General features: G+C 35.7%; 10 protein-coding genes. 6 read left to right on the top strand and 4 right to left on the bottom strand.

What is annotated here, in order from left to right:
• Positions 1 to 296: 296 nt before the first annotated feature.
• The 5 genes from DLK05_RS01670 (at position 297) to DLK05_RS01650 (ending at position 5,884) form a co-directional block, all read left to right on the top strand.
• The gene (locus DLK05_RS01670; RefSeq protein WP_127342236.1) at positions 297 to 830 is read left to right on the top strand and encodes an NUDIX hydrolase; all 534 of its coding nucleotides are present in this window, start codon (positions 297 to 299) and stop codon (positions 828 to 830) included.
• Between the two features lie 3 nt (positions 831 to 833).
• Positions 834 to 2,249, top strand: a complete 1,416-nt coding sequence (locus DLK05_RS01665) for a capsule assembly Wzi family protein (protein WP_127342235.1) — start codon at positions 834 to 836, stop codon at positions 2,247 to 2,249.
• 30 nt (positions 2,250 to 2,279) lie between these two features.
• Entirely contained in the window at positions 2,280 to 3,041 is a 762-nt protein-coding gene (locus tag DLK05_RS01660) for a hypothetical protein (RefSeq protein WP_127342234.1), read from the top strand.
• A gap of 104 nt (positions 3,042 to 3,145) precedes the next feature.
• Positions 3,146 to 4,201 (top strand): glycosyltransferase family 9 protein, encoded by a 1,056-nt coding sequence (locus DLK05_RS01655; RefSeq protein ID WP_127342233.1) that lies wholly within the window; start codon positions 3,146 to 3,148, stop codon positions 4,199 to 4,201.
• Positions 4,202 to 4,729: 528 nt separating this feature from the next.
• Positions 4,730 to 5,884: a CDP-glycerol glycerophosphotransferase family protein gene (locus DLK05_RS01650; protein WP_127342232.1), complete on the top strand. Its 1,155-nt coding sequence runs from the start codon at positions 4,730 to 4,732 to the stop codon at positions 5,882 to 5,884.
• Positions 5,885 to 5,953: 69 nt separating this feature from the next.
• Here DLK05_RS01650 and DLK05_RS01645 read toward each other — a convergent pair whose 3' ends face one another.
• From DLK05_RS01645 to map, 4 genes are all read right to left on the bottom strand, one after another.
• Complete coding sequence (locus tag DLK05_RS01645) at positions 5,954 to 6,679, bottom strand: SDR family oxidoreductase (protein ID WP_127342231.1); 726 nt, start codon at positions 6,677 to 6,679, stop codon at positions 5,954 to 5,956.
• Complete coding sequence (locus tag DLK05_RS01640) at positions 6,676 to 7,149, bottom strand: FAD synthase family protein (protein ID WP_127342230.1); 474 nt, start codon at positions 7,147 to 7,149, stop codon at positions 6,676 to 6,678. The genes DLK05_RS01645 and DLK05_RS01640 overlap by 4 nt, the downstream gene beginning before the upstream one ends.
• 191 nt (positions 7,150 to 7,340) lie before the next feature.
• A complete protein-coding gene (locus DLK05_RS01635) occupies positions 7,341 to 8,039 on the bottom strand; it encodes an IspD/TarI family cytidylyltransferase (protein WP_127342229.1) in 699 nt (232 codons plus the stop codon).
• Between the two features lie 111 nt (positions 8,040 to 8,150).
• Positions 8,151 to 8,930, bottom strand: coding sequence for a type I methionyl aminopeptidase (gene map, locus DLK05_RS01630; protein WP_127342228.1), 780 nt, complete (start codon positions 8,928 to 8,930; stop codon positions 8,151 to 8,153).
• Positions 8,931 to 9,229: 299 nt separating this feature from the next.
• On the opposite strand from map, the gene DLK05_RS01625 reads away from it, so the two are divergent.
• Positions 9,230 to 12,274 carry a TolB-like translocation protein gene (locus DLK05_RS01625; RefSeq protein WP_127342227.1) on the top strand — a complete coding sequence of 1,015 codons (3,045 nt, stop codon included), beginning with the start codon at positions 9,230 to 9,232 and terminating at the stop codon, positions 12,272 to 12,274.
• Positions 12,275 to 12,488: the final 214 nt, after the last annotated feature.

The following is a 12,488-nucleotide window of genomic DNA, read 5'->3' as shown; positions in this document are numbered from 1 at the left end:
TATCTCTGCTATGGCATTTTCATGAATAGTTTGATTTAAATCCAAATAAGAATTAGCTTTTAAAATTTTAGAGGAGGAATGCTTGTAGTGGATAATTCTTTAAATTCCCCACTTTTAGCGGAATTCTGTTTCGAAAAATCTGCTTACATAATTGGTAAACAATTTTCATTCCTTTAGTTTTGTTATCCCAAGTAAGGGAAAACTTCTAAAGCTGAAAACAGATGGATTTAGAAGCTATAGCTTAGTGATAAGCAAATGATTTCTAATTATCAATCAAGTAATTTTGAAAGTAAAATATGAGTCCAACGAATCCCGAAAAAGTAATTCGATTTTGTCCCAAGTGTGGTAATCCTGAATTTATTTATCAAACAGATAATTCTTTTTTGTGCACACAGTGTAAATTTCATTTGTATGTTAATTCTGCTGCTGCCGTAGCTGCGCTGATTGTGAATGATAAAGGAGAGATTCTACTCACACGAAGGGCTGTGGAGCCTCAAAAAGGAATGCTCGATTTGCCAGGAGGATTTGTAGATGTGATGGAAACGGTGGAAACTGCTCTAGGCAGAGAAATTAAGGAGGAACTAAACCTTGAAATAGAAGAAAGTAAGTACTTCATGTCCTATCCAAACGAATATGTTTTTGGAGGTATCTCTGTTTTTACAATTGATTTAGCATATATTTGCGCCATCAAATCTTTTAACAAAATAGATGCAAAAGATGATATTTCTTCCTTTGAGTTTTACAGACCGGAGGAGATACCATTTAATGATATTGGTGGGACGTCAATGAAGGCGATTCTTAAGGCATTTATAAAATATATTCAAGTTTAAATAATGATTAATAAAAAAAATCTATTCCTGTATTTAGGAATATTCTTTTGTTCTCTATCCGCTCATAGTCAAAAAAAGGCGATGAATTATGAAACAGGAATGTCATCTCAATTTTCCAGTAAATCTCATCTTCCATTCTGGTTGGTTTCCAATAAAAATGGAATTATTCCGGATCGGAACAGTGGATTAATGAATATGAAAGTCTATTCAGACTTAACTCCTGCCAAGGAAACTTTAGATTATGCTTTTGGAGTTGAAATGATAGGTTCCGTTTCAAATCAAGCGGATTTAATTTTGCAGCAAGCATATGGAAGTATGAAATGGAAAGGACTACAGCTGGATATTGGAGTTAAGGATGCCCCTGTTCAGTTTGATGGTATTTCTTCCACTAATGGAAACCTTCTCTATTCAGGGAATGCAAGATCAATACCTCGGGTTGCTCTGAACATTCCCAACTACATGGATCTTCCGGTAATTGGAGATTGGGTCGCAGTAAAGGGTTTGTATTCCGAAGGAATTATGAATGACAAGCGATTCGTCAAGAACACTCGGGTACATTATAAGAATGTATTCGTGAAATTTGGTGGGAAACGACGTGTTAATTTTGTACTGGGATTTCATCATTATTCTCAATGGGCCGGGACTTCTCGTGATCCTAAATACGGGAAACTCGCTTCCGATTTTAAGAACTATATCCAAATGATTCAAGCTAAGGGAGGAACCGATGAATCAAATTACTTCGAATGGGAGAATAGCGTGGGCAACCATATTGGTGGATGGGATTTCCAGCTACATTATCATGCTGCAAAATTTGATGCAGAACTTTACCGTCAGACAATATTTGAAGATCATTCCGGCATTTACATGACAAGACCTGATGGTATTACTGGTTTATTCGTGAAATTTAAAGATGAAAATCGATGGATATCTTCCTTTCTATACGAGAATTATTATACCAAATATCAATCAGGTAGTACTCCAGGAGGAGCTGCAAAACCGGATGGTGGATTATATACAGGAATGGATAACTTTTTTAATAATGGTATTTATCGTTCAGGTTGGACCTATTTTGGTCGGACTATAGGTTCTCCATTTTTCCTGACTGTTCCGGAGTCGGAAGATGGTATTACCTTAGGAATTGCTAATAATCGTTTTATCGCCCATCATATTGGAATCAAAGGCTTGCTCTTTCATAAGATTACCTATCGTGCCAGATGCAGTTATACCCAAAATTGGGGGACCTATGGAAATCCGTACCAGGGAGGAATGAAACAGCAATTCTCATGGATTACAGAATTTGATATACCTGCATCAAAGCTGCCGTTTAATATTAGTTTTGCAATTTCTGGAGATCATGGGGATTTACTAGGGCAAAATATCGGATTGTTTATCAAAATTGCTAAAATTGGCATATTATAAGAAGTGTTTATAAAAATTTTACATTTAGGAATGAGGTTCAAGATTAATCCAAAATATTACGGCTTAGAAAAATTTCTAAAAGGATTGCCAGGTCAATTTGATCAATTTGGTGAAACAATTTATGAAGGGAGAAATACAATTAAGTACTTCGAAGAAAATGGACTTCGTATAAATGTAAAATCATTTAAAATACCTCATTTCATTAATAAAGTTGCCTATGCTTATATAAGAGGTTCTAAGGCCAGACACTCCTATGAATATGCAATGGAAATGATAAGAAGAGGAGCGAACACACCGGAACCAATTGCTTATCTGGAAGTTTTGAGGAATGGTTTATTTGCTAGAAGCTATTATGTGAGCCTACATCACGAGTATGATTTTACCATTCGCGATATTATAGGGTATGACTATCCGGATAAAGAAAATGTTTTAAAGCAATTTGCGGTATTTACCTATGAAAAGCTGCATCTAAATGGAATTCATCACCTGGATTATTCCAGAGGCAATATTCTGATTCAAAAGGGAGAGGCAAACAAATATTTTTTTAGTGTCGTTGATATTAATCGAATGAAATTCGAGCGTATGAATTATCTAAAAGGCTTGAAGAATTTTGCTCAGCTTTGGGCAAACGAAAAAGAACTGGAAGTAGTTGCTCGTGAATATGCAAGAATAAATGGGGAGGATGAACACAAGGCCATTAAACTACTAATTCAATTTGACCAGGCTCACAAGCTTAAAATTGATCGGAAAAATGCGTTGAAACGCAAGCTTCGAAATAAAACTCAAGTTTAATAAATAATAATTGTGGATCTTTATCCTAGATGATCTTCAGATCCACAATTTGAATAAATAATTGTTTCACTATACTTTAGAGCTTAATTGTCAATTATAATATCATGAAAAAGAGAGTTGCTCCACTTGCTGATGTTCGGAATATTATTATTCGATTGCCAAATTTTTTAGGGGATTCTATTAATTGTTCTCCAGCTATTAAGCTTTTGATTCAAGAGTATCCCAACGCTCAGTTTACTATCGTATGTAGAAAACCATCGGAAGCATTATTTAAAAGCCTACCCAGTTTAGGAAATATTATTATTGATGACACGAAAGCAAGGGGAAATCGGTTTTTTAAAACAATTAAATTGATTTTTACTATTCGAAAGAAAAAATATGATTTAGGAATTTTGTTTCACAATAGTTTTCTAAGTGCCCTTATTTTTAAATTTTCAAGAATAAAACATGTTATTGGATATAATAATGAATCCAGAAAGTTTTTGCTTGATTTTTGGATTAAAATGGATCGAAGTCGCCATTATATCAACCATTATGCGAATCTTATAAATAAATATCTTGAAGATAAATATTTAGAACTTCCAGCATTGAATATATGGAGTAATGGGAAAAAGGTTGATTTCGGTTTTAATAATGAATTTCCGGTAATTGGTTTAGCTTTAGGCTGCGATGAACAGGGCGCCAGAGCTTATCCCCAAAAGGAATCACTTGAGTTAATAAAGTTGTTGTTAGAGCAGAATCGCTTTAATTTGGTGTTAATAGGAGATTCGAGAGAGCAAAAAAGAAATGATATTTACATGGAGATGCTTACCTCTCCATTTTCAAAAAACATTCAAAACTATTCTGGAAAAACGGATGTAGGCACTCATATTAATATTATTAAAAAGTTAGATCTTTTAATCACCATTGATTCTTCAGCAATGCATATCGCTGCTGCTGTTAACACTCCTTTTATAGCAGTTTTAGGACATTCAACCAGCGCATTTTGTATTGTGAAACCAAAAGTAAACTCTGGTAGATATATGAAGAATGAGAATGGTTTAATTGATGAGGATTTATTTATTTCCCAAATAAAACCTTCTGAGATCTTAAATGAAATTTCTTTGCTATTGAATAAAAATCAGGTGTCAGCAATAACTCATTTTAAGAGCAACTTGTAAATGAATTTGATAGGTTGTTTTAATAATTTTGAGAGTCAATTTGTAATTTTGCTATACACAAAGAATTAGGGATAGGAGTAGAAAAGAGGTTTATTGTTGATTCAGTTTGAATAGAATCATCGTAATAAATTATTCGCAATCTCATTTAAGTTCTAAAATTTAATAATTCCTTTACGATACTATTGTATAAACAGAAAGACTCTACTTAAGCTTATGTAATAGTTTTTAAGCTTCAATTTATAATTAGTTCTATATGTTTTAATTTGTTTGTATTGATTAAGTTATCAGGCTTTTGATATGGTAATTTAAATTGATTTTTCTCTGTATGAAAAAGTTATGAAAGGAATTTCCTTATTTTATTCCTCCGGTATGTTAATAGGTTCACTTATAGGTTTGTTAGATGATTAATAAATAGTGATTTGATTGTTAATTTATTAAGTCTATTCTTATATTTGCGGCATTAAATTTGGGAGTTTAGGTTGTGTTACCAATTCAATTTCCAATACCTACAATTAAAATTAAATTTATATGAATACGACAGACTATTTTGCCGTTTTTTATACAGAGCATCTTTACTATATTCCTCAATATTTACCTGTTGCAAAAGAATTGAAAAAAAGAGGCTTATCTTTTCTTTTTGTTGTTAAGGAAAGTAGTAAACGCGATATTTTTGATCAGAATGATGCTATCTGCAAAGTCTGTGAAAAGGAAGGACTACCATATCAAATTGGAGAGGATGGATTATCAGATACAAGTATTGAATATTTGATCTGCGGAGGAGACCGATACCCTGAAACTAACATTCCCTATCGCCAAAATGTATTAATCATACATGGAATTGGTACAAAAGTTAGTGCATTTACGGAGGAGAAGAATCAATATAATATCAGATTTGTAGAAGGTGATTTTCGCTTAAGGAAATTAAATGAACTTTATCCTGATGCAAAAGTAATATGGGAGAATGTTGGTTTTTCGAAGCTTGATGATGTATTTGAGTATACTAAAAATGATAAGGAAGACTTACTCTTAAAAATGGGATTGAACCCAGATAAACCTACGTTGTTATATGCTCCTACTTTTTATCCTAGTTCTATAGAGAAAATGTCTAAAGAGTTTCCAAGGTATTTCAAAGATTACAATATTATTATAAAGCCACATTATTTTAGTTATCTAAGGAAGAAGTATAAAAAGCAAAGAAAAACATTTAAAAAGTGGCAGGCTTTTGACAATGTCTATTTTGCCGGTTTCGAGGATTATAATATCGCTCCGTTTTTTGCAATTGCAGATTTACTTATATCAGATGAATCATCTGTTGTGTTTGAATTTGCTGCATTAGATAAGCCAGTTATTTGCAACCGATTTATTCATTTGAGATTATCTTATCGTTTGTTCGGAAAATATAAGTTTAATAAACGTATGGAGTCGAATATGAATCAGTTTAGGGATATTGGCGAAAATGTATGGAATTATAAGGATTTAAAGGCTGCTGTTGAATCAGAATTGAAAAATCCTGAACAGAAAAGGGCAAAAAGAAAAGAATATGCAAAAGAAATCATTGGACCTGTGGATGGAAAAGTGTCTTTCCGGATGGTAAATATTTTAGAAAAACATCAAATGGAATATTCCACCAAGGAAAAAGATAATAATATCAAAGAGAGCAAAAATTCAGAAAGGGAAGACTAATATCGTAGGAATAAATAACTGAATTAGATATTTTATTTAAAAGAGAAAAGAGCCCATACGGCTCTTTTTCTATTCGTAATTATAGCCTCCATCAAGCTGAATAATTTGACCTGTCAGATATTCATTCTGTATTATTTGATAACATAGCTGAGCCACTTCCTCTGGCTGAGCAAATCTTTGTAAGGCAATTTTTGCTTTTATTTTTTCTCTTAACCAATCTGGCTTTTCTTTTTGCCAATCCGTATCTACAAAACCAGGAGCAATGGCATTGATTCTAATTTCATCTTTCGATAAAAATTTCACCATATTCTGAACAAGAGTATGAATGGCACTTTTGGTAACGCCATAGGAGATAGAAACAGAATGAGGAATATTTCCTAACATAGATCCTATGAAAATAATATTCGATTTAGGATTTAAATGCTTGCTTAGAGATTGCATGAGGAAAAAAGGTACATTCAAATTTGCATTGAAAACGTTTATCCAATCTGCTTCTTCAATTTCTCCAAACGTATTCCGATCTGTTAATCCAGTGTTGAATACTAATAAATCTAGTTTTGGAGCTATTTCGAGAATCTTTTCTGAAACTTCATTTACAAGGTTGATATCACTAAGATCATGTTTGAGAATTTTATATTGACCGGAAAATTCTTTGTCTAGTTCTGATTCTAATAGAATAGCATCATCATCTGAATTGGCATAATTAAAAATGACAAAGTAATCTTCTTGTAAAAGTTTAATTCCTATTGCTTTGCCAATTCCTTTAGTGGAACCTGTTACGAATGCATATTTCATTTAGTAAGAATTGGAGTTTTTACGATATCCGGATTTTCATGCGTGTCAATTCTCTTTTTAATTTTGGAATAGCTTTCGTAGATTTTCTGTTTTAATACGGTGCTACTTGTTCCTGCTCCATAAGGGAAATAAAAAACTTTGACTCCAATTTCTTCCAGGTAATCGTATTTTCCAGTCCAGTCATCTCCAACAACAAATATATCGATATGAAGTTTTTTTACAATTTCGGTATGTTCCAGTGATCTCTGTGGAATTACTAAATCAGGTGCTTTCATTCCTTCAATGATAGCAAGTCTTTCTTCAAATGGAACAATAGGAGGAGCTTTATAAGTGTTTACTAATTCATCGGTACTAACACCAACAATTAGCAAATCTCCCAGAGCTTTCGCATAGTTAATCATTTTAAGATGATTACTATGAAACATATCGAATGTGCCTGATGTGTAAACAATAATTCTTTCTTTACGCATGTTATTCAATTTTAGGCATCACAATGCGATAGTTAAAATTGTTGCAGAGCGATGAAGGTTTGTTGTTTAATTTTTGCTAAAAATAGTTTAAAAATTGCGGATAATTACCTTAACACTCATTGGATATAAATATGTCAAATAATTGATTGCTTCACTTTCATCATAAAAATGGAGCAATAGAAGGGGAAGGTTTATTTAGAATTTTTATTAATCTGCTCTCCCCGAATCAGATCTCCCTCAAACGTAATTTTAATATTCGATTCATCACCTTCAACGATATATATCTTTTCTTTAGGAAGATATTTCAATACAACACCACAGTCGTCTGTTGCTTCAAAATGAATATCCTTTAAAGCCAGGTCGTAAGCCTTTTTAATAACAGAATAAGGGAATGCTTGAGGTGTTTGGGCTCTTCTTAATGAACTTCGCACGGGTACTGACTCTATGCAATTCTCCGCCGTAACTTTCAGTATGGTATCGGTGGTGGGAATTGCCACAGCAACCGATTTCCCTTGCTGAACTTCTGCTATAACATCAGATATGATTTTCTCAGAAATAAAGGGACGAACCGCATCGTGAAAAATCAAATTTACATCGGTATCATTTGCATAGGCATGAATGGCAGCTAAACTGGAATCGCTTCGCTCTTTTCCTCCAGCCAGTATATGTTTTATCTTTTTGAAGGAATACTTACGAACAATAGCATCTATTTCAGCAATATAATCGGTAGGTATTACAACACAAATCTCCTCGATTTGGGAATGAAGCTCAAAGGCTTCCATGCTATGTTGAATAATTGGTTTCTCACCAATCAACAGAAATTGCTTGGGAAGATTGCCTCCCATACGTTTTCCACTACCTCCGGCAAGGAGAACAGCCACATTTTTCATATCACAGGTTTAGATTACGAGCGGAATTTACAATAAAATATACTAGCCTAAAAGTAAAAAAATAACCGCTACATATCGAAGCGGTTATTTTATCATTGTTGTCTGTTTTTGTTACTTATGAATCTCATATTCTCCAACATCGGTCAGAATTTCATATCCATCATTAGTAACCAATATGGTATGTTCGAATTGTGCCGATAGTTTTCCGTCTATTGTTCGGGCAGTCCAGCCATCTTCTTCATTCACAACAGCTCTTGCTTTTCCCATATTAATCATTGGCTCAATAGTGAAAATCATTCCAGCTTTCATTTTCGGACCCGAATTACGAGGACAGATATGTTCTACCTGTGGTTCTTCATGAAATTCAATACCAACACCATGACCGCAGAATTCATACACTACGCCATATTTTTTTGCTTTGGCATAACGACCAATGGTAAAACCAATATTCCCAAAGTAATTACCTGGTTTCACTTGCTCAATTCCTAAATACAAGGCATGTTCGGTATCCTCGATAAGCTTTTCAGCTTGTTTACTAATCTCACCAACAGTAAACATGGAACTGGTATCACCAAAGTAACCATCTAAAATAGTAGTAACATCTATATTTAATATATCTCCCTTCTTAAGAATTGTCTTTTCATCAGGGATACCGTGGCAGATTACATCGTTTACCGAAATACAACATGATTTTGGAAATCCATAATAGTTTAGAGGAGCTGGAATGGCTCCGTTATCACGGATATATGCTTCGATTAACTGATCCAGGTAAAGTGTAGAAACACCTTCTTTCACGTAATCGCTAATATATTTTAGAGTGTTACCGGCTAATTGAGAACTTTTACGTATGCCTTCAATTTGCTCAGCGGTTTTGATGATAATTTTTCCCATATATTTTTCCTTTCAGAAACTATGATTTATGTATTAAGGGAGGCAAAGGTCTGCATTGAAATTGAATTTTGCAAACCAAATTACGGGAGTTTGATGTAATAACTTTCTCTTTTTGTGAGAATGGGTAAATGGAGGCCTGGCTAGTGCTTACCTATTTATTTTTGGCTTGATTTTAGTACTTTGGTAAACTAATTCAAAGAAGGCACTTATTGGGAAAGCATCAGGTGTAATTTATTTAAACGCACAAGAGAATATTTATTGTTGGTTTCCATCAGGCTTTTAAAAACAAAATATAACAGATGAAAATTGTATTCCGATTTCTTAGCTTATGCTTACTGCTAATAATTTCAGAATCTGTAGCCTATGCTCAGTATTTTAATACTGGACAAGATCCGGCTTCCATATCCTGGCAACAGATCAATACCAAAGATTTTCAAATCGTATTTCCTGCTGCTTACGAGCAAAAAGCACGCTATATGGCTGCTGTATTTCAAGATTTGTTAGCAAAGGGAGGAAAGGATCTGCAACATCAGCCTAAAAAGTTTTCAGTGATTTTGCATACCTACAATGCAACAACCAATGGTATGGTAGCATGGGCACCGAAACGAATGGAAGTTTTCACTACCTCCCCGCAAGATAACGATGCCCAGCTTTGGATCGATCATGTGGCAACACACGAATACCGGCATGTAATTCAGCTGGATAAGATAGAACAAGGATTCACTAAAGCACTGAATTTTATTTTCGGACAACAAGTTACCGTGGTAGTCGTTGGCATGTATTTGCCACCTTGGTTTTTGGAAGGAGATGCGGTTTGTACAGAGACAGCCTTAAGCGAATCGGGAAGAGGAAGATTTCCTGCCTTTGAACAGGAATTGCGCGCACAATTGTTAGAGAAAGGAATGTATTCCTACGATAAGGCGGTGAATGGCTCCTATGCCGATTTTATTACCGATAGGTATAAACTAGGTTACTATTTGGTAGGGAAGGCACGCACAAATTATGGCGATCAGCTTTGGAGGAATACATTGAATCGGGTTGCACGCAGACCGTTTGGTTTTACAAGCTTTGCAAGTGGAATTAAAAAAGGAATGCAAGCAAATCGCGATGCTGTTTTTCAGCGTTTGCAAGCACAACAAAAAAAGCTTGTGGCACAAGGAGTAAACGTAGAAGAAATAGATTGGAAAGCCGTACAGGAAAAAAATAAACACGCCGATGGGAAATTGCTTTTGTATGCCGATGTAATGAAGGAGCTGGAATGGGAATGGAAGGCACAGGATGCAAAAACCATCAAATCGCAATTTGTTCCCCTTAGCAATCGCGAACAGATCTATACCAATAAACGCTATCCGCATGTAAAAGAGAACGGAGCAATAATTGTTTACAAAAGCGGATTGGCCGATGAGGGATATTTCGAGAGCTTGAATAAAGCTGGCGTTGCCACTAAATTATTCACGCCTGGTTTTATCTATTATCCGGGATTTGATTATCAGCAAGGAAAACTATTGTGGACAGAGCAAAAGGACAATATTCGCTGGGAGAAATCGGATAAAAGTATTCTGGTGACTTACAATACTCAAACGCACAAGCGGAGAACCTATAAGATTGCAAATTCATGCTTTGCTCCCGTATATTCTCCCGATGGCAATCAAATTCTAACAGTAGAGGTCGATAAATCAGGAAATAATACCCTTGTTGTTTTGAATGAGCAAAGCGGACAGATTGTGAAGCAATATCCTGCCAAAGGAGAAGAATATTTTATCACTCCAAAATGGATGCCTGATGGAAAATCAGTAGTGATGATTTTATTGAATAAACAAGGAAAGCAATTGGTTGCTATCGATCTGGCAACAGGGAAAAGAAAAACACTGTTCGAAGCCGGAAAACACGATATAGCTCAAGTAGCAATAGGAGGGGATAACATCTTTTTTACGGCCGCCTTTTCGGGGATCGATAATATATACGCCTACCAGCTTTCCAACGGAAAAGTATGGCAGGTGACTTCCTCGCGATTTGGGGCTACCGATGCTTGTTGGTATAATCATCAACTGTATTATTCCGATTATACTTCTGACGGATATATCCCGGTAAGGATAGATTTACAAAAAACAGATTGGCAGGAATGGAAGCAGCATTTTGAGCCTTTTCCTTTGGCCGAAGCACTTTCCAATCAATTGGGGGAAAAGATGGAGGCAGATACCACAAATTTGGAGCGTTTTCAGGTAAAGAACTATTCCAAAACCACGCATCTATTTAATATTCATTCTTGGGCACCTGTATTTATCGACGGATTGGATTCTCAAGCAGATGTTGGTGTTTCCCTGGCAAGTCAGAATAAGTTAAGCACACTGATGACCACCATAGGTTATAAGAAGGAACAAGGTTTTGATCACGGTCAGTTTTACGCCAACCTATCCTATCGGGGCTGGTTTCCTATTATCGATTCCAAGCTAACGGTGGGCGATCGCAATAACAATTATCTGGCTTTGGCAAATCGGATATCACCTCCTCAGGTAGATACTGTTTTGGTGAATACGGCATGGCGGCAGTGGGAATGGGAAAATAGTATTCGCCTTCCTCTCACACTATCCAGGGGACAATTTACCTCACAGGTGATTCCGAAAATAACCTATAATTACGTGAAGTTTGCCGATACTTTTACGCAGCCTTTGGCAATTCATACCAATTCCAATTTGGCTTTGGGGCAATATAATATCACCGATCGCGATCAAACGCAGGAGATAATGGAATACCAATTGTTTGCCTATAATATTGCTAAGTCATCGCCACGGGATGTTCAATATCGCTGGGCACAAATCCTCGAACTCAACTATCGGCATACACCATTCGGAGATGCAAGTCTGGGCGAGACCTGGTCTGCCGAATCGCATCTGTATTTTCCCGGATTCCAAAGGCATCATGGCATTAAGTTATATGGCGGCTATCAATATCGTTCCAGTCATAACTCACGATATGGCAATATGATTAAGAGTCCGCGCGGCACACAGGATTTATTTGGCGAGAACATTTACATGCTGGGCATCGATTATGCCATGCCATTGTTTTATCCCGATTGGAATTTGGGTGCCTTGGCTTACTTCAAGCGAATTAATTTCGATGCTTTTTTCGATTATGGCTACGAGCAAAGTAAAATCCCCAATGGAGACGATCAATTATTTAATTCCGTTTTCGATTCTTTTTCTTTCGGAGGCGAGTTTAATACTGATATGCATGTATTGCGTTTTCCTGCGCCTGTAAACTTTGGGCTGCGATTGGGATACGAGAGTCAAAGCAATGGTATTTTTGCCAGCTTCCTGCTCACATTCGCACTAAACTCATTTTAGAATTTTGGGGATAACCATTTGGGCGTGTCCCTGCGGGTCGGGTTATTCGCTATATCTTTTGCTACGTTCCTTCGCAAAAGGATGCCGCTACTACCCCTCACGCAAGCCGTTTTGTTAGCTTTTAGCATAAGAGATTTTGTGCTGCGGAAATGAAATCCATTTAAATTTTCGGGAAAGTATGTTCTGCAAACTTACAAGGCATACGCTTCAGAAA

This window comes from Ancylomarina longa (assembly GCF_003996985.1).
GTDB classification, from domain to species: domain Bacteria; phylum Bacteroidota; class Bacteroidia; order Bacteroidales; family Marinifilaceae; genus Ancylomarina_A; species Ancylomarina_A longa.
Note: the sequence above shows the minus strand (reverse complement) of the source record. Positions and strands in the feature narration are given on the sequence as shown.